This is a genomic window from Bradyrhizobium sp. USDA 4449 (assembly GCF_054056275.1).
Genome location: NZ_JBSRYD010000001.1, coordinates 1,962,035 through 1,979,122 on the forward strand (window position 1 = coordinate 1,962,035; position 17,088 = coordinate 1,979,122).

Consider the following 17,088-nt stretch of genomic DNA (forward strand, 5'->3'; position numbering starts at 1 on the left):
AGGGCGGTGCGGGAATACATTGAAGGCTTTATCTGATATCCTTGGCAAGCGAACCTTGTCGATAGCGGCTCCGACGACTGGCAGCTTGCCGCCAACGTGGTGAGACAAGGATGATCTAAGCCCGCGTTCGAGCTAGTTCGAGAGCCTGTATCCGGCGTTCGCCGCCCTGATCGAGGTAAACCCTGCAAAGGTCCCGTCCTTCGGCGCACGTTCCGGCGGCGACGGCAGTTTGGCTTCCGCCGGAGCGACCAGCATCAGCGTGAAGGCCGTGGACGACATGATGGCTTGTTCGCTTCCCGATGCCAATCTGGTGCGGTCGGGTGGTCAGCGCGACTCCGCCGCAGGGGGCTTTTTGCGCGCGACCTGATTGAGCAATCCGGTCGGACCGCCGTCGTTCCTCCTGGCCGGGCAACGAGAACTCGGAAGCACGAATGTTGCAGACTCGCGCTCCGGAAAGCGTATGATCTGTTTCTGGGGTCAAGGGATGACTGCGCCAACAAACGAGCGGCCGATGTGTCCGGTATGCAAGCACCGGATGACCTTGGCACGCATCACTCCCGGCAAACGCGGATTCGAGAAGCGCACGTTTGAATGCTCGACGTGCGAACGTATTGAAGTGGTTTCCTTTGCTGTGGATCCTATGAAGACAGATGCGGTCGGCTGGCTCGCAGGCGAGTTGAAGCGGCCTCAATGAAGTTTGGTTGCAGATTTGCGTGAGGGAAGTGGTCTGATGGACGAGGACTTCTGCAGAGAGCAGCTACAGCGCATTCAGGCTCTGGCCGAGCGAGCCGATCCTTTCACGAAGCGGCGTCTGCTGGCGCTGGTTAGCCGATACGACGCGAAAGCAGACGGTTCGTCGAGAGGCTCGACGATCGGCCAGCCACCGCCTGTGCGCACTGCGCCACCGGCATCGATCTTCAGGGGGTCTGGCGAGGGATGATGATAGAGCGGCTGCCGGAGTGCCGCCTGAATGTCCGTAAATGCTAATGTATCTATCCCATACGGAAGAGTTACGGAGTATCCGCCCGCTTATTGCGATACATCATGGGGTTCTTAAGAGCGGTGCGATTTCAGCCGCCTTCTTTTCCAGATACGAGCCATGGCATGGCGAATAGCCGCCGGACTCAACACCCACCCACTCCGCCGGCAGTAAGCAGGTCAAGGGTCCTGACCCCGACCCATATTGTCCTACAGAGTCTATGTCGGCCTGAAGCTCTTGGGCTAGGAAATTCTCCAGCCCGATCTTGATAGCCAACTGAGTCAGGCCCTGATCAGTCAGGTCATCGACCTTAGAAGCAGCGGCTTCCTTTAGCTTTATGGCATTGTTGAGCATCTTTCCATTGAGTGCGCCCAACTGATCCGCGTAGAATCCGCTCGACGCATTGGCGATAGCCAGCGAAGCGACAAACTGCTTGACACACGCGACCGTCGAAGCTGCGCCCCTCTTTGCTGCAAGTTCTTCTTTAGCGGTACGAATGCGAAACTGTTCGCTTTTCGATGTTGCTCCAGCTTCGGCAAACTGCAATCGGCCCATCACCTTATCTTGGTAGAGACCCACGACCTCACGACATTGGGCGAATGCCTGAGCAAAGACTGGTTTAGCCAAGATCGCCGTGTTCATCCACTCAGCAAAGTCCACTACCGATCTATCAGGGCCGCCGATAGCGGGGCGGGTCACGGAAGCCTCTCCGGCTGGACTGCTACAAAACTCTCTAAACCCCTCAAATCTCGCATCCGACGGAGTAATACCGGCCGCTATTAGAGCTTCGAGGGTCGAGCCCTGCTGCTGACGAAGCTGATTATCAATGCAGATGCGATAGGCGGGTGGAAGAGCATTCCAGGACCGAGATGCAATGTTTGGCGGTTGCGCAGACGCAAAGGTCCCACAAAGCGCAAGAGATAAGAGCAGCGGAATCGATCGGTTAAAATGCATGAATGCCTCCGTTGAGCGCATTTTGTCGATTTAAAGCGGTGGGTCAATAAGCGACATCCTGATCACTTTGGCGCATGGACTGGCGCCAAGTGGTTGCGGCTAATCTGCGGAGGATTCGACGAGAGCGTGGCTTCTCGCAGGAGACGCTTGCCTATGAGGCTGACGTCAACCGCACCTACATCAGCAAGTTGGAGAAGGGCTCGACGTGGGTCGGCCTGGAGGTTCTCGTGAAAATCTCAAAGGTGCTCCAGGCCGAGCCGGCCGACTTCCTCGAGCGCCCCGCCCGTAGGGCCGCTAAGAAGGCCTAAGGGAGCTTGACTAAGTTCAGGCGGGACCGCTTCTGGCCCGGACCGCGTCGTGGAAAACCCTCCTCGGAATCAACCGAAGGAGGGTCTGACCAAATCCGATGGATAACGTCAGCGCTAATTCTTCGCCGCCTTCTTATCCTTCGCCCTGAAGTTCGCCTTGACCGCGCTCGCACAAGAGGACAAGGCGTCGTCTAGGCCGCCAGCCACCGCGAGGGTCTTGATCTGTTCCAACTGCTCGACCAAATCATCCCATGCGGCGTTACCGGTGCCAACAGCCTTAAGAGTCGATTTCCCGCGCTCCAGCTCCAGAGGCTGCTTTCCGTAACGAAGCTGGAAGAAGATTCCGCCATTCGCGTCGACCCAGAACTGCTCGCGAGAGATCCGCTTTCCCTCGCGAAAGAGCCCGATCTTCGTGATCTGCTGATCGATGCTGGACGTGAACTTGTTGCGCCTCTGAAGGACCGGAGTGTTGGCGGTCGGCTTCTGAACGGAAACTAGAGAGATCGTCGCTCGTGCCATGATGGGCTCCTCATTGTTCATGGAGCCGCCGTCTTCTGAATTCGGCACTTGGGCAACAGTGACATAGCAGCCAATGCCTATACTGGGTTAACCGATTGGGATTTGCGCGAGTTTCTGGGAGGTCTTTTCAAGCGATTAAGCAGACATTTGCGCGTCCGCTTTCGGCAGCCAACCGGACTCTCTAAAACGCCTGCCTGACAGCTGCTTTTGACCCATTTCGGACATCCTCCTCGCCCATGGGCATAACTTTCAGCTAAGTATCTCGCTCGGAGAGACAGCCAGTTCAATCACTCTGGGTGCTTCGCTCGCGGTGTTTTTGGGCGTATTGGTTCACGCTTGCGCTGCGTAGGATTGGATATTCTTAGTCAACGTTTCTAACAAGCTGTCGCGGAGCGCATCACGGGAGTTTCGCATCCAGACTGCCGCTAAAGGTAAGCGGCTTACGCTAGCCGATCTCTCGATCTTCAAAGGAAGGTAGGAAACCCCTTTGATCGCCATGCGAGACGCCCACCGCGGCACAATCGCGACACCCAGACCTGCTGACACAAGATTTATAATGGTCTGTTTTTCGTCCGCGACCTGAGCAACGCGGGGTTCATACCCACTTTCCTCGAACACCTTAATCGTCAGATCGTGGCTATGGGGCCTGGATCGGCGGTCCGGAACGATGAGCGGCTCATCTGCGATATCCTTTACGGAGACTTTCTTTCGGCGGGCCAATGGGTGCGCAGATGTCATCGCCACAACTGGTGTTTCGTAGAGCAGATGTCTGTACACAAGATTAGGGTCGCGGCCTCTCGGGGGGCGGACGAAAGCAAGATCCAAACGACCTGAAAGCAACCGAGGCAGAAGCCGAATGGTTTTGTCCTCCAACAGCTGGACTTCGACGTCAGGTCGCTCTTTTCGGAAGTCATTGAGTAGGAGAGGGATTAGGCCGGCCGCAGCACTATCGATTGCGCCAACTCTCAGCTTCGCAGCCTTCGCACGAACATCCTCTCGGAAGCGGGATTGGATTGCGTCCGCAAGGACAATGAGCTTGCGAGCGTCGCGCACCAGTTGCTCTCCGTCTTCGGACAGAGCGATACTCCGCGTGGTACGCAAAAATAACTTCGTCCCCAAGTCTTCCTCGAGAAGCCGCACGTGGCGTCCAAATGCAGATGGAAGGATTTCTAGCCTCCGAGCAGCCCGGCCAAAATGGAGTTCTTCGGCTGCGACTACGAAGCATCGCAATTGATAGAGGTCCATGTGCGCTCTCCGTCGCCCACATTATATCAAATGTTTATATAATCCTACATCAATAGGCCCGCGCGCTAACAGGTCTTAAGACGTCAGCAGATCAATAAATCTGGGAACGGAGACGCCTTATGACCAGTTCGCTGGAACGGCAAGTCTTGCGCAAAATCTCGTGGCGCATAGTGCCGTTTATCATGTTGCTCTACTTCATCTCCTTTATCGACCGCGTGAACATCGGATTCGCGTCGTTGACGATGAACAAAGACCTGGGGTTCTCTTCCTCAGTGTTCGGTTTTGGAGCAGGCATTTTCTTTCTCGGTTATTTCATATTCGAAGTGCCATCGAACATCATCTTAGATCGCGTCGGCGCTCGTCTCTGGATCGCGCGTGTCATGGTCACATGGGGCATCATCTCCGTTGCGTTTGCCTTCATCCAGGGCGAAAACAGCTTCTATACGTTGCGCTTCCTGTTGGGCATTGCCGAGGCAGGCTTTTTCCCGGGCATCATTCTCTACCTCAGCTACTGGTTTCCCGCTCGTCGAAGGGCGCAGGTCGTTTCTTTCTTCATGGCGGCAGCCCCTATTTCGACAGTTCTTGGCTCGCCGTTGTCTAGCGCGCTACTAGAAATGGACGGCATTTTGGGCCTGAAGGGATGGCAGTGGATGTTCATCCTCGAGGGAATTCCTGCTGTTCTTCTCGGCTTCGTCGTGCTCGTCTATCTAACGGATCGCCCTGAAAAGGCCGGCTGGCTCGCCGACGATGAGCGCAAGTGGCTCGTCGACACGATGAACGCGGAACATTCCGCTAAGGGATCGAAGGCGCATCACAGCATTTGGCGGGGGCTCGCGGATCTGCGCGTCCTTGCGCTGTCGCTGATCTACTTCGGAACCTCGGCGGGCCTTTACACGCTTGGTATTTGGGCTCCTCAGATCATCAAACAATTTGGCCTCTCGACCATGAGCGTGGGTCTCCTCAACGCTGTACCGCCGACTATGGCAATCCTCGCGATGATCCTCTGGGCACGTCATTCCGATCGCACAGGTGAAAGAACTTGGCACGTCGTCATTGCCTGCCTTATCGCCACCGTCGGTCTTGCACTCGCCGGTGTGGCGACCTCCGTCACAGCCGTCGTGTTAGCACTCAGCCTCGTGAACGTAGGCATCAGTTCTGCGAAGCCTCCGCTCTGGAGTATGCCCACGATGTTCCTGTCCGGTTCGGCTGCGGCCGCCGGAATCGCCACGATCAATTCTATCGGTAACCTCGGAGGTTTTGTTGGTCCCACAGTGATCGGCTGGATCAAGGACACGACAGGAAGCTTTCTCGGCGGTTTGTATGTCGTGGCGGGCCTGTTGTGCTTGTCTGCGGTCCTCACTTTAGTACTCGCAGGCTCACAGCGCGTGTCTAAAAGTGTCGCGGGCTCAACGAACTCATGAACTTCGATGACTTCAACCTGGATACGACAAACCCCCACAGGAGATTCGACGATGAAGACGTACAACATTGCAGCGATGGGCGGGGACGGAATCGGCCCTGAAGTTGTAGATGCGGCGATCGAAGCGCTGAAGGTCTGCGCTGAACGCGATGGTGGCTTCCAGCTGAATTTCACCGACTTCGACTGGGGATCCAACTATTACAAAAAACACGGCGTGATGATGCCGGAGGACGGCGCCGCCCAACTGAAAAAGTTCGACGCGATCCTGTTCGGTGCGGTCGGCGCACCCGATATTCCCGATCACATCACGCTTTGGGGTCTTAGGTTGGCGATATGCCAGCCGCTCGACCAATACGCAAACGTTCGGCCGACCCGCATTCTGCCGGGTATCACCAGCCCGTTGCGCCACGTTTCTGGCCCGGAGCTCGATTGGGTCATCGTTCGCGAAAACTCCGAAGGTGAATATTCCGGCGTAGGAGGTCGAGCCCACCGCGGACTACCCATTGAAGTGGCGCAGGACGTGTCCGTGATGACGCGGCCGGGCGTCCAGCGAATCATCCGATATGCCTTCGAATTGGCACAGTCACGTCCACGCAAGCTGCTCACCGTGGTTACGAAGTCAAACGCGCAGCGGCACGCCATGGTTATGTGGGACGAGATTGCAGCTGAGGTTGCGAAGGAATTCCCTGACGTGACCTGGGATAAGATGCTGGTGGATGCCATGACAATGCGAATGGTGATGAAGCCGCAGACGCTAGATACCATCGTAGCAACCAACCTTCATGCCGATATCCTTTCAGACCTTGCGGCGGCCCTCGCTGGATCTCTCGGAATAGCGCCGACCGCGAATATCAATCCTGAGCGCGATGCACCCTCGATGTTTGAACCGATCCACGGCTCCGCCTTCGACATCACCGGAAAAGGTGTCGCCAATCCAGTGGCAACGTTCTGGACCGCAGCGATGATGCTTGAGCATCTCGGTGAGAAGAGGGCGGCCGATCGGCTGATGAAGGCGGTGGAGCGCGTGACGGCGAATCCAAAGTTGCACACGCCAGATCTCGGCGGCAACGCAAAAACGAGGCAAGTGACTGAGGCCGTCTGCGAGGCGCTTCGTACCGCGAACGACTGAAAGTAGATGTCAGTGTCACCACGTCACGTATTAAGATCGATGTTCGATGCGGCGGTCGACGCTGCATCGCCATCCCTGCGCCTCCCCGCTCATCTGCCCGCTCCGCCTAAGGGGCGCACGATCGTCGTTGGAGCGGGCAAAGCCTCGGCGTCCATGGCCAAGGCGCTGGAAGATAATTGGTCGGGGCCTCTCACTGGTCTCGTCATTACGCGGGATCATCATAATGTGCCCTGTAAGCGCATTGAGATCGTCGAAGCCTCGCATCCGGTCCCCGACGTAAGGGGCATGAAGGCGGCGGAGCGCATACGAAGGATGGTGGAGGGGTTAGGCCCCGACGATCTCGTGATCGCTCTGGTCTCGGGAGGTGGATCAGCCCTTCTCACTCTTCCACCCCCTGGACTTACTCTCGCAGATAAGCAGGCTGTGAACGCAGCGCTGTTGCGCTCGGGTGCTTCGATCGGCGAGATGAACGTCGTGCGCAAGCACCTGTCGGCGATCAAAGGCGGACGTCTGGCGGCATCGGCGTACCCAGCTCAAGTTGTGACCTTGGTCATTTCGGACGTACCCGGTGATGACCCAGCCCTGATTGCATCTGGACCTACAGTTGCGGATCCTTCGACGTTCGCAGACGCGGCTGTGGTCCTGAAAAAATATGGTATCGATGAACCAAAATCGGTGATCGACCATCTGGGGCGCGCTGAGGACGAGACGCCGAAGCCAGGCGATGCTCGGCTCGCCACTGCCCGGATAACGACCATTGCGACACCCCAGCTCTCGCTCGAGGCGGCAGCCGACGTGGCTCGAAGAGCCGGCTTAACGCCGCTGATCCTGGGCAACTCACTAGAAGGGGAAGCGCGGGAAGTCGGCCGCGTGATGGCCGGTATCGCCAGGCAAGCAGCCGTATGGGGCCAGCCAGTGCGCCCTCCCGCCGTACTGCTATCTGGGGGCGAAACGACTGTGACGATTAGGGGCACCGGTCGTGGCGGTCGCAACGTCGAATTCCTGCTCTCTCTCGCGGTGGAGCTGGATGGCTTCCAGAATGTATTCGCGCTGGCGGGGGACACCGATGGGGTGGACGGCGCGGAGGAAATTGCCGGGGCATTTGTCGCGCCAGATACGCTGGCCCGCGCGGCAGCCCTGGGCATCGATGCCAAGGCATCGCTGGCTAACAATGACGGCCACGGCCTCTTCGAAGCCTTAGGCGATCAAGTCATCACTGGCCCAACTCGCACCAACGTCAACGACTTCCGCGCAATCCTGATTACCGCGGGTAACCATGGGACGGCCGGAAGGCCGCAGTAGCCATGCGCCGACAACGCAATGCCAAGATCGTCGCCACACTAGGTCCGGCGAGTTCGACGCCTGAAATGATCCGAGCGTTGTTCGAAGCCGGAGCTGACGTGTTCAGGCTTAACTTCAGCCACGGCACGCACGAAGACCATCGCGAACGCTACGACGTTATCCGCGCTCTTGAAAACGAGGTAGGCCGGCCTATCGGAGTGCTGGCTGATTTGCAGGGCCCCAAATTGCGGCTCGGCACGTTCGCCGATGGCCCTGTCCAGCTTGCCAAGGGCGAGACATTCGCGCTCGACTTGAACGGGGGCCCCGGCATCCAGCAACGGGTCAGCTTGCCGCATCCGGAAATCTTTCAGGCGCTAAGGCCCGGTGTGCAGTTGCTCCTTGATGACGGCAAGGTGCGGCTGGAAGTCGAAACTTCCGACGGGGAGGCCGCCCAAACGCGGGTCGTGGTCGGCGGCAGGCTGTCGGACCGAAAAGGTGTGAGCGTCGTTGGAGCTTTGCTGCCGCTATCCCCCCTGACGAAAAAGGATCACCTCGATTTAAAGTACGCGCTCGACCTTGGCGTTGACTGGATCGCGCTGTCGTTTGTGCAGAAGCCGGAAGACGTTCAGGAACTTCGAAGCATTGTGGGCGAGCGCGCCGGCATCATGTCCAAGCTGGAAAAGCCAGCTGCCGTCGAGCATCTCGACGACATTGTCGCACTGTCGGACGCGGTGATGGTCGCGCGTGGCGATCTCGGGGTCGAAATGGATCCTGAGCAAGTGCCGCCCATCCAGCGCAGGATCGTTCGCGCCTGCCGGCAGGCCGGCAAGCCCAGTATCGTCGCCACCCAGATGCTCGACTCCATGATCAGCGTGCCCACGCCAACGCGCGCGGAAGCCTCTGACGTGGCATCCGCGATCTATCACGGCGCAGATGCAGTGATGTTGTCTGCCGAGTCTGCGTCCGGGCAGTTCCCACTCGAGGCAGTGGCCATGATGAACAGGATCATCAAAGTCGCGGAGAATGACCATAGCTATTACCGGTCTATGAACGATGCCGCTCGACCGGCACCCAGCGCCACAATACCCGACGTGATTTGCTCAGGGATACGCGAAGCAACCCGTCTGCTCCCGGTCGCGGCCGTCGTGACCTACACGACGTCCGGATCAAGCAGCCTCAGGGCGTCACGGGAGCGACCTTCGGCTTCGATCCTCAGCATGGCCACAACCATGAGAACAGCACGTCGCCTGACCCTCGGATGGGGCCTTCATTCGATCGAAGCCCCCCCGGTCTCCTCGGTTGATGAAATGAGCATGCGGGCCTGCGAAACGGCTATCCGCGAAGGCTTCGCCAAAACAGGCGACACCATCGTTGTCGCGACCGGAACGCCGATCGGGGTGTCCGGAACCACCAATACCCTCAAAATCCTGACGGCCTAGCTGAAGTCGCAAGAGGTAACAATGACTGCAATCACTTCGGTTCGAGCTCGTGAAATCCTGGATAGCCGCGGCAATCCTACCGTTGAGGTTGACGTTGTGCTGGAAGACGGTTCGCTCGGCCGGGCCGCGGTACCATCAGGTGCGTCTACCGGTGCGCATGAGGCGGTTGAACTGCGGGACGGGGACAAGGCTCGCTATCTCGGAAAGGGCGTGACCAAGGCCGTGGCGGCGGTCAACGGTGAAATCTTCGAGGCATTGAGCAACATCGACGTCAAGCAGCAGGTCCAAATCGATGAGATTATGATCGCGCTGGACGGGACTGCGAACAAGAGCCGGCTCGGCGCAAATGCGATCCTGGGCGTGTCGCTCGCCTGCGCGAAAGCGGCCGCAGAATCGCTGGCTATGCCGCTGTATCGCTACGTCGGAGGCATCTCGGCCCGGGTGCTCCCGGTGCCTATGATGAACATCATCAATGGTGGCGTGCATGCCGACAATCCGATTGACTTTCAGGAGTTCATGATCCTCCCGGTGGGCGCCTCCAGCTTCTCCGAAGCGCTGCGCTATGGAGCCGAAGTTTTCCATACGCTCAAGTCGGAGCTGAAGAAGGCCGGCCACAATACCAATGTCGGTGACGAGGGAGGCTTCGCTCCAAATCTTCCATCAGCCGATGCCGCGCTCGAGTTCGTCATGAACGCGATCGGCAAGGCCGGGTTCAAGGCTGGCAGCGACATCATGCTGGGGCTCGACTGCGCCTCCACCGAGTTCTTCAAGGGTGGCAAGTACGTCTATGAAGGAGAGGGCAAGACCCGTTCGATTTCTGAACAGGCGAAATATCTTGCGGACCTTGTCGCGCGCTATCCCATCGCGACGATCGAGGACGGCATGTCGGAAGACGACATGGATGGCTGGAAAGAATTGACCGACCTGATCGGCAGGAAGTGCCAACTTGTCGGGGACGATCTTTTCGTCACCAATGTCAAACGCCTGGCTGAAGGCATCAGGGCGGGTCGCGCCAACTCGATCCTCATCAAGGTCAACCAGATCGGGACACTGACCGAGACTTTGGCAGCGGTCGAGATGGCCCACAAGGCCGGTTACACGTCCGTGATGTCGCATCGTTCCGGCGAGACCGAGGACTCCACAATCGCGGATCTCGCAGTTGCTACCAATTGCGGACAGATCAAGACCGGCTCGCTATCCAGGTCCGACCGGCTCGCAAAATACAATCAGCTTATCCGCATTGAAGACGAACTCGGTAAATCGGCGATCTATTCGGGGAAATCAACAAACCTCCCTAGAATGAGCTGACCGCGTCACTGCGATCAGCGCCAACCCAGCTAGTTTGAAGTCCCTACTCACCTTTGCAGGGCGGCTCATATAACCGGACGTGTAGCACGAGAAAAAGCACTGGGGATCGCATGGGCGACGTTGAGGACACCGAGCGACAAGGGACGATGGCCGTCTACTGCGTACAGATGGCGATACGTTGCTTAATGGCGGCAGAGCATATGCCGATCGATGTAGATCGGGCGAGGATGATGGAAATTGCGGAGCGCTGGTCGACGCTTGCTAGCGAAGCCGAGTCCCGGAGGACATAAGCAATGCCGCGCCCAGACGGCGAAACGTGCGGGTCTCTGCCCAAAGGATCATAATGTCCTCTAATGACCCACTTCAGACATCAGGACACGCCTCATTTACGGTTGCGAAGCTGGTTTCCGCCCTATCAATGTACTCGCTTTGGCCGATATGATGTTGCTCCCCGACTCTGAAGGATACCCATGAAGCGGCGAGAACTTCTTGGTGTTATTGGCGCAGCGGCGGCTTGGCCGCTCGGGGTTTGGGCGCAGCAGCCCAAGAACGTACCTCGAATTGGCTTTTTGGTGACGGGCTCGATCGAATCTCCCGAGGCACGCGCAGCCCTCAAAGCGTTCAATCAAGGACTGCGCGAATTCGGCTATATCGACGGTCAGAACGTGTTCGTAGAGGTTCGAGCTGCGGACTTGAAGGTCGAACGGTTTCCGGCTCTGGCGAGTGAACTGATCGGTCTTAACGTCGATCTCATCGTCGCATCGAATACGCCCGCCGCGCGAGCCGTACAACAAGCTACCACCACTATTCCCATCGTCGTGCCGGTTATGGGCGATCCTGTGGGAGACGGGCTGGTCGCTAGCCTCGCTCGACCGGGAGGGAACATCACCGGGCTGACCTTTCTCGGCCCGCAGCTTGTTCCCAAGCGCCTAGCCCTGCTGAAGGAAGCGCTACCTTCTGCTTCGCAGGTGGCCGCTCTTTGGCATCCCGGCGCCTATGGCGAGCGCACGATGAATGACATGATGGCGGAAGCAAAAGAGGCGGCACTGACCCTGGGAGTGCGGCTTCGACTTGTTGCGGTGCACGGTCCCGACGATTTGGATCGCGCATTTTCTACGATCACGGGAGAACCTGCGGATGCCATTCTGATATTTCCGAGCCCGATGCTTTTCAATCAGCGAAGACGCATTGTCGACCTCGCGCAACAGCATCGGCTGCCTATAGTGGCTATGGGAAAAGAGTTTGTACAACTCGGTGGGTTCATGTCTTACGGAACGGACATCATGGACTTCAACCGGCGATGCGTTGCTTATGTGGACAAGATACTGAAAGGCGCGAAGCCGGCTGACCTGCCGGTTGAACAACCCACCAAGTTTGAACTTTTCATCAATCTCAAAACTGCAAGGACGTTTGGAATCGACATTCCACCTTCGCTTGTCGCTCGTGCTGACGAGGTGATCGAATAGTCCGCCGCGGCTGCGAGGGCCGCTTATGGCCCGTGGCTGACCGCAGCGCAGAGCGTTGCCGCGTCTGCTTCCGAAGGGTGACCGGCCCAAATCCTGCTGGCCAGCGAGGGCAATTCGCTCTCTGAGACATGGCGTGCTCCTTGTCTTTGGCGCCCCTTGCCAGCTTCGCTTGCTGGCAGGGCGGGAGCACGGCCGGACCATCCCATTAGCGGACATTTTTGGGCCCGCCCGTCCTAGTCGATCCAATAACCTTGTGATTTGATGAGGGAAAGCTGGGCAAGCGAGGACTCGGTGTCAAACGATAGGACAGAACGGCGGCTGGCGGCGATCCTTGCGGCTGATGTGGTTGGCTACAGCCGGCTCATGGGCATGGATGAAGAGGGTACCTTAGCTCGTCTAAAGACCCTGCGGCGCGACCTTGTAGACCCGGCCATATCCTTGCATCGAGGACGGATCGTCAAAACGATGGGCGACGGGCTTCTAGTCGAGTTCGCTAGCGCGGTAGACGCGGCGCGCTGTGCGGCCGAAGTCCAACGGGACATGGCGCGCCAAAATGCCGAGGTCGCTCCAGACGGGCGGATTGACTTTCGTATCGGCCTGCACATCGGTGACATCATCATCGACGACGCTGATATCTTCGGCGATGGCGTGAACATCGCCGCTCGGCTTGAGGGTATTGCCGAGCCTGGAGGCATCTGCTTGTCGGACGATGCGCAGCGTCAAGTTCGCGCCAAGATCGACCTCGGATTCGAGGACATGGGTCTGCAAGACTTGAAGAACATCGCCGAGCCGATACGGGCGTGGCGCGTCCGACTCGATGGCGTGAAGTCCGCGCTAACGCCAAGCATAAAGGCTCCCTTGGCGTTGCCAGACAAGCCCTCAATTGCTGTTTTGCCCTTCCAAAATATGAGTGGCGATCCCGAGCAGGAATACTTTGCGGATGGCATGGTCGAGGACATCGTCACTGCTTTGTCCCGATTCAAGTCGTTGTTCGTCATCGCACGCAACTCAAGCTTTACCTACAAAGGCAAGGCGGTCGACATCAAGCAAGTTGGACGTGAACTTGGCGTTCGCTACGTGCTTGAGGGAAGCGTACGAAAATCCGGGACGCGCTTGCGGATATCAGGACAGCTTATCGAGGTGGCTACCGGCGCCCACGTTTGGGCCGACAAGTTTGACCGCGAATTGAATGATATATTTGTACTCCAGGACGAGATTACAGAGAAAGTTGCCGCTATCATCGAGCCGAATATTACGCGAGCAGAAATTGAACGCGCAGCCCTCCAGCGCCCAGGCAACTTGACTGCTTACGATCTTTATCTTCGTGCGCTGCCTCAATACTACACGATGAGTGAGGAAGGGTTCGCGCAAGCTATACTTTTGTGCTCTCGTGCTCTCGAAATAGACCCTCGTTACAGCGCGGCGGTTCGGCTCTTGGCGGATATGCATGGTCTAAAGCCTGCCCAAGGATGGTCAAAAGACGTAAAATCCGATTACGCTGATGCCATGCGCTTTGGCAGGCGAGCCTTAGAGATTGATGGCGCAGATCCCGACACGCTAGCTATGTTTGGGAGGGGCCTAGCCGCTTTCTCAAATGATTATGACACAGCAAAGGGAATGGTTGACCGCGCTGTTGCGCTGAACCCGAATTCGGCGCGTGCGTGGTCCGAGCGGGGGTGGACCTATCGTTATATGAAGAAGGCTGACGAGGCGCTTGTGAGTTTCGAGCGTGCAGTACGTCTTAGCCCAGTAGATCCGAAAATCTACGACACACTGACTGGAGTGGCGAGCACGCTCATCATTATGAGGCGAGATGATGAAGCAGTTGAAAACTCGAGAAGGGCTCTGGCGCTCAACTCGCGTTTCACATCGGCTTATCGTTGCCTTGCCGCAGCCTTGGCTCATCTGAATCGTGAAGCCGAGGCAAAAGAGGCTGCGTCTGCTCTGCTCGAAATCGAGCCCTCATTTCGCATAAGCGCGTGGGCCAACTACGGGGGACAATGGCAAGGTGAACGATTTCTGGAAGGACTTCGCCTCGCAGGACTGCCAGCATGATTATTCAGAATGGGCTGAGGTCCGCTTATGGCCTGTTCAGAGACATGGCAGGGCGATGCAACGAGGTCCGCTCGTCAGGCTAAAGCAGACGACTTGCGACAGCGCGCGTCGGTGTCGTCAACAGTCTACTCAAGATTCTGCGGTGACGCTTGACTCTTTGTTCTTACTTCGTTCTATTGGGCAAAATCCCAGGTGGACCATGCCCTCACTCGAATTCCTTCGATCGGAGATCGAGCATATGCGCTCGCAGATTGGCCGCCAGCGCAAGGAGATCCTTCAGCTTCAGCGCGCTGGTATCTCGACCGCATCGGCCGAAGCGCTTCTCTCCCGAATGCAGGCAAAGGTAGAAGGGCTTTGCACTGAACGGGATCGACTTGCGAATGAGGAGAAGGCGAGGAGACCCACGTACGCCTCCGGTAAATCTATGCCGAGCTATCGGCGTCTGCGAGAACCATCCCGACCGGGCCTGGAGTGGAGAGCTCGGTTACCGGTGCGGAGCCGGTGAGCCGTGCGCATGTAATCGCTCGTCAGACATCGATGCTGGGATCGAGGAGCCCGACTTCAGCCGATTACAGCGAGATTAGCGGGACCCAACCGCGCCGCGACAGCCAAGCAAGGGCCCCGGAACAAACGACAGAGATCACACCGGACCAGAACCACGAACGTCCGCGTGCGGCGCTAATCGAACGCAAATACAGAAACGCACCGAGCAGCGTTCCGTAGTTCCTCCTGAAGTCACCATTGAGCTTGGCAATCTTTGATAGCTCAGAAGACGTTTCGTCTGTCACGGTGCTGGCTCCTATGGCGACTACCAGCACCCCATAAACCACTGTTTTGCCCGACGGCGCAAGCGATTTTTCGGTAAAACAAAAATGATCTTACCGGGGATAGCTCGGAGCAAATCAGCAACAGCAACCGATAATTCTCCCAACCTGCGGAACCCAACGAACAGCCCGTCTAAATATCTCCATCGTGCAGCCAAAGCTGCATCCCATTCGCACGAACGGAGATATCATGGCTCAAAGGCCAACACGCTGGAAAAATCCGGCTCTTAACCTTCCAAACCTTACAAGCATCGAAGAACGCCTTATTGGCAACTATCCCTCGCACCTTCGAGGAATGGCCACGAATCGGTATGGCGGTAACAACCTACAACACGAGCGCGGGCTGCGAGGTGGGACTTACGGAGCGGCAAGCCCAGTTCGCGTCTACACTGAAGATCAACGGAAGCGCTACGAGGCCGATCTCCGTCAACGGGGGGACCTACCGTGAACGATCTAAGTGCGAACAGCGCAAACACGAATTCAGAAATCGACGCGGGTCCTATATCGCGTGCTGAGTTCTTGTTGCGTCTTCCTCCGGCTCCTTCGTTGGGCGCCAAGGCTTTGGCGAGATACAAGCGGCGACTCCAAAACGCCATTAGCACCGACCTGATCGCATGGCTTCGAGAGAACGATCCGACGGACTTCGCCGAATTGATGGATTTGCGTCGCGCTCTGTATAGCCTGTCGTCCAAAGGAAGTTATCGCGTATTTCTATTCGGACTCACCCAAGCCGGAGAGCGCAAGATCAAACTGGTCGGCCCCAAGAGCGCCGTCATGATCGTGAGCGAGAAGTCACGCCACTATCTATTGCGTGTACTTTGCCGTCTCAGGAAGGCACGTGGATGGCCGCCAATCAGATACTGATACCTGCGACTCAACGGGAAGAGCGCGACGTTCTGGCTACCATCATCAACGCAGTGCCATTCGACAATCCTGTCGCCGTGACTCTAACGATGAAGAAGCGTGCTGGACCGAGAGTCGCCGACGACATCGTCGCCTCTGAAAACCTGCGGCTGTTCCGGGTTCGTTTAGAGAATAGGGTTCTGGGTCGCGCGGCCAAGGTCCACGGCAAGCGACTGCGCATGATTTGCGTGTTGGAAATGAGTGCTGACCATCGTTTGCATTACCACTGCATCTTTGAGCGACCACGCCACTGCTCATTCGAGCGATTCAGGGCGATCATCAGAGACCAATGGCCGAAAACTGATTTCGGCTATCACCAGGTGGACATCCAGGACCGGCCCGATTCCGGTTGGACCGACTACCTCCTAAAGCTGCGACAGAAGCGCTCGCTGCTTGACTCCATAGATTGGACCAACTGCCAACTGTGACTGCTGGGCGAAAGGCCCCTCTCAGGCAACCGATCATTTCGAACAGTACGGAAGGCGTCTCATGTCGAGGCGCTTTAATAGCTAACTGTACTCCAACAGAAGCAACCAGCGTAATGAGTTGACCATAGGATGCCGAAGGCGCAGTCTTTGAAGGCTTAAGATCACCGGCTTGATCAGAAAACCGCAGGTGGCGGGTGACCCGAAAAAAGCTGAGCTGCTCTGATCGGAAGAGCGGGATTATCGAAGCCAAGGCTCCAGGATATCGCCGCAGAAATTTAATCACTGAACTCAATCGGCCTTAGGGCTCGGTAGGGAACGAAACCGCCTAATTGATGTTTCACGAGTCTTATCCAGAGGAGGACATCGGTATGGATTGGAATCGTGTCGAAGGTAACTGGAAGGAAATGAAGGGCAAGGTTAAGGAGCAGTGGGGTAAGCTCACTGACGACGATCTTGACGTCATCGCAGGCAAACAAGACCAATTGGAAGGTCGTTTGCAACAGCGGTACGGTTACGCGAAGGACCAGGCGAAGAAGGAAATCGACGCCTGGTACGGACGCCAGAAGTGGTGAACAGTAAGGGCCCTGCCTAGGCGGGGCCTTCCTTCTTATGGAGCTATTCGGGGAGACAGACCGTGACCACACCAACCGAAGAAGAGATACGCGCGAAAGCGTATCAGCTCTGGAAGGAAGCTGGCGAACCCGAAAGGCAAGCAGAGGCATTCTGGCATCAAGCCGAAGAAGAACTAGGCCGGGAGTCAACCGAACCCGGAGAGCTACCTCCCGGTATGACAGACAATCTGCCAATCTGATTGGGCGGTGAGGTTCTAA

Annotated in this window: 16 protein-coding genes; 12 read left to right on the top strand and 4 right to left on the bottom strand. The window is 57.3% G+C overall.

What is annotated here, in order from left to right:
• Nucleotides 1-132: 132 nt before the first annotated feature.
• Both ACVIIW_RS09345 and ACVIIW_RS09350 read right to left on the bottom strand, forming a co-directional pair.
• Nucleotides 133-279 (bottom strand): hypothetical protein, encoded by a 147-nt coding sequence (locus ACVIIW_RS09345; RefSeq protein ID WP_456700473.1) that lies wholly within the window; start codon nucleotides 277-279, stop codon nucleotides 133-135.
• A gap of 763 nt (nucleotides 280-1,042) precedes the next feature.
• Complete coding sequence (locus tag ACVIIW_RS09350) at nucleotides 1,043-1,933, bottom strand: hypothetical protein (RefSeq protein WP_456700474.1); 891 nt, start codon at nucleotides 1,931-1,933, stop codon at nucleotides 1,043-1,045.
• A 74-nt stretch (nucleotides 1,934-2,007) separates the two neighbouring features.
• Here ACVIIW_RS09350 and ACVIIW_RS09355 point away from each other — a divergent pair, with 74 nt between their 5' ends.
• Entirely contained in the window at nucleotides 2,008-2,241 is a 234-nt protein-coding gene (locus ACVIIW_RS09355; RefSeq protein WP_456700475.1) for a helix-turn-helix domain-containing protein, read from the top strand.
• 114 nt (nucleotides 2,242-2,355) lie between these two features.
• On the opposite strand, the gene ACVIIW_RS09360 is transcribed toward ACVIIW_RS09355, so the two are convergent.
• Nucleotides 2,356-2,760: a hypothetical protein gene (locus tag ACVIIW_RS09360; RefSeq protein ID WP_456700476.1), complete on the bottom strand. Its 405-nt coding sequence runs from the start codon at nucleotides 2,758-2,760 to the stop codon at nucleotides 2,356-2,358.
• Nucleotides 2,761-3,090: 330 nt separating this feature from the next.
• Nucleotides 3,091-4,005, bottom strand: coding sequence for a LysR family transcriptional regulator (locus ACVIIW_RS09365; protein ID WP_456700477.1), 915 nt, complete (start codon nucleotides 4,003-4,005; stop codon nucleotides 3,091-3,093).
• A 119-nt stretch (nucleotides 4,006-4,124) separates the two neighbouring features.
• On the opposite strand from ACVIIW_RS09365, the gene ACVIIW_RS09370 reads away from it, so the two are divergent.
• From ACVIIW_RS09370 to ACVIIW_RS09420, 11 genes are all read left to right on the top strand, one after another.
• Complete coding sequence (locus ACVIIW_RS09370) at nucleotides 4,125-5,426, top strand: MFS transporter (protein WP_456700478.1); 1,302 nt, start codon at nucleotides 4,125-4,127, stop codon at nucleotides 5,424-5,426.
• A 51-nt stretch (nucleotides 5,427-5,477) separates the two neighbouring features.
• Nucleotides 5,478-6,554, top strand: coding sequence for a tartrate dehydrogenase (locus ACVIIW_RS09375; RefSeq protein WP_456700479.1), 1,077 nt, complete (start codon nucleotides 5,478-5,480; stop codon nucleotides 6,552-6,554).
• A gap of 6 nt (nucleotides 6,555-6,560) precedes the next feature.
• On the top strand, nucleotides 6,561-7,856 hold the full coding sequence (locus tag ACVIIW_RS09380; protein ID WP_456700480.1) for a glycerate kinase type-2 family protein: 1,296 nt from the start codon (nucleotides 6,561-6,563) through the stop codon (nucleotides 7,854-7,856).
• Nucleotides 7,857-7,858: 2 nt separating this feature from the next.
• Entirely contained in the window at nucleotides 7,859-9,274 is a 1,416-nt protein-coding gene (gene pyk, locus ACVIIW_RS09385) for a pyruvate kinase (protein WP_456700481.1), read from the top strand.
• Nucleotides 9,275-9,295: 21 nt separating this feature from the next.
• The gene (gene eno, locus ACVIIW_RS09390) at nucleotides 9,296-10,582 is read left to right on the top strand and encodes a phosphopyruvate hydratase (protein WP_456700482.1); all 1,287 of its coding nucleotides are present in this window, start codon (nucleotides 9,296-9,298) and stop codon (nucleotides 10,580-10,582) included.
• Between the two features lie 470 nt (nucleotides 10,583-11,052).
• Nucleotides 11,053-12,048 (top strand): ABC transporter substrate-binding protein, encoded by a 996-nt coding sequence (locus tag ACVIIW_RS09395; protein ID WP_456700483.1) that lies wholly within the window; start codon nucleotides 11,053-11,055, stop codon nucleotides 12,046-12,048.
• A gap of 291 nt (nucleotides 12,049-12,339) precedes the next feature.
• Complete coding sequence (locus tag ACVIIW_RS09400; RefSeq protein ID WP_456700484.1) at nucleotides 12,340-14,103, top strand: adenylate/guanylate cyclase domain-containing protein; 1,764 nt, start codon at nucleotides 12,340-12,342, stop codon at nucleotides 14,101-14,103.
• Between the two features lie 1,268 nt (nucleotides 14,104-15,371).
• On the top strand, nucleotides 15,372-15,791 hold the full coding sequence (locus ACVIIW_RS09405; protein ID WP_456700485.1) for a hypothetical protein: 420 nt from the start codon (nucleotides 15,372-15,374) through the stop codon (nucleotides 15,789-15,791).
• On the top strand, nucleotides 15,770-16,258 hold the full coding sequence (locus tag ACVIIW_RS09410) for a rolling circle replication-associated protein (RefSeq protein ID WP_456700486.1): 489 nt from the start codon (nucleotides 15,770-15,772) through the stop codon (nucleotides 16,256-16,258). The genes ACVIIW_RS09405 and ACVIIW_RS09410 overlap by 22 nt, the downstream gene beginning before the upstream one ends.
• Before the next feature lie 368 nt (nucleotides 16,259-16,626).
• The gene (locus tag ACVIIW_RS09415; RefSeq protein ID WP_456700487.1) at nucleotides 16,627-16,830 is read left to right on the top strand and encodes a CsbD family protein; all 204 of its coding nucleotides are present in this window, start codon (nucleotides 16,627-16,629) and stop codon (nucleotides 16,828-16,830) included.
• A 62-nt stretch (nucleotides 16,831-16,892) separates the two neighbouring features.
• Nucleotides 16,893-17,069 (top strand): DUF2934 domain-containing protein, encoded by a 177-nt coding sequence (locus tag ACVIIW_RS09420; RefSeq protein ID WP_456700488.1) that lies wholly within the window; start codon nucleotides 16,893-16,895, stop codon nucleotides 17,067-17,069.
• Nucleotides 17,070-17,088 lie beyond the last annotated feature (19 nt).